Raw genomic sequence first — 720 nt, 5'->3', positions numbered from 1 at the left:
TATTACGTGACAAGCCTGAACCGTCGGCGAGTTGAGCGCGAGAAAGATCGATTCCTGCTTTGGAATAAAGGATCTGTTTCACCGCTTCAGTGCCATTGGCAAAGCTACCGGGTTGCAAGTAAAAAGCGAGCCCCCAAATCGCTTTAGTCAGGTTGTCGGCAATAAGATTATCAGAGTCCTTTAGCATGGTGTCTAATAACTCTGGCAAGGTCGCTGAAGAGTGGCTGGCAATGACATTGGCTTTATTTGGCATGACGCCAATTTTAATTTCTCCACCAAGTTCGATTTTGAGCTGTCTCAACAAGGTATATAAGTCGCTGTATATTGGGTTGAGTCTTGAATTGCGAACTTAAGGGGCAACGGCTTGTCTCTCTCAACCAGACAGCCTTGTAGTTGATATTGGTTGTTATCCCCCGTCAAACAGCTCTAAGTCGCAATGATTACTCTGCTGGATTGCTTTAGAGACGGTTTTCGCATTGGTTGTGACGTGAATCGGGTACTGCTCTGGCACGTAAACCGAGTWWTGCCATCGGCCAATGTGTAAATAGAGGCTTGAGCGCAGTTCTCATCTAATGTAATGGCACTTGAAGGGGCACTGTAGCAAACACCCAAAATATCCCAAGGCCAACCCACCGCGCGCTCATAGCCTGTAAACACCGAGTTGTCGAGCCAAAGGTCTCCACGAATGTTCGCGCCATTTTGCTGCTTGTAGGCTTCTAA

General features: G+C 47.4%; 1 pseudogene. It reads right to left on the bottom strand.

Features of this window, described 5'->3' with window-relative positions:
- A pseudogene (dacB, locus tag CIK04_RS24415) lies at window positions 1-720 on the bottom strand (D-alanyl-D-alanine carboxypeptidase/D-alanyl-D-alanine-endopeptidase); the annotation flags it as partial.

The sequence above is a fragment of the Vibrio sp. 03_296 genome (assembly GCF_002265885.1).
Note: the sequence above shows the minus strand (reverse complement) of the source record. Positions and strands in the feature narration are given on the sequence as shown.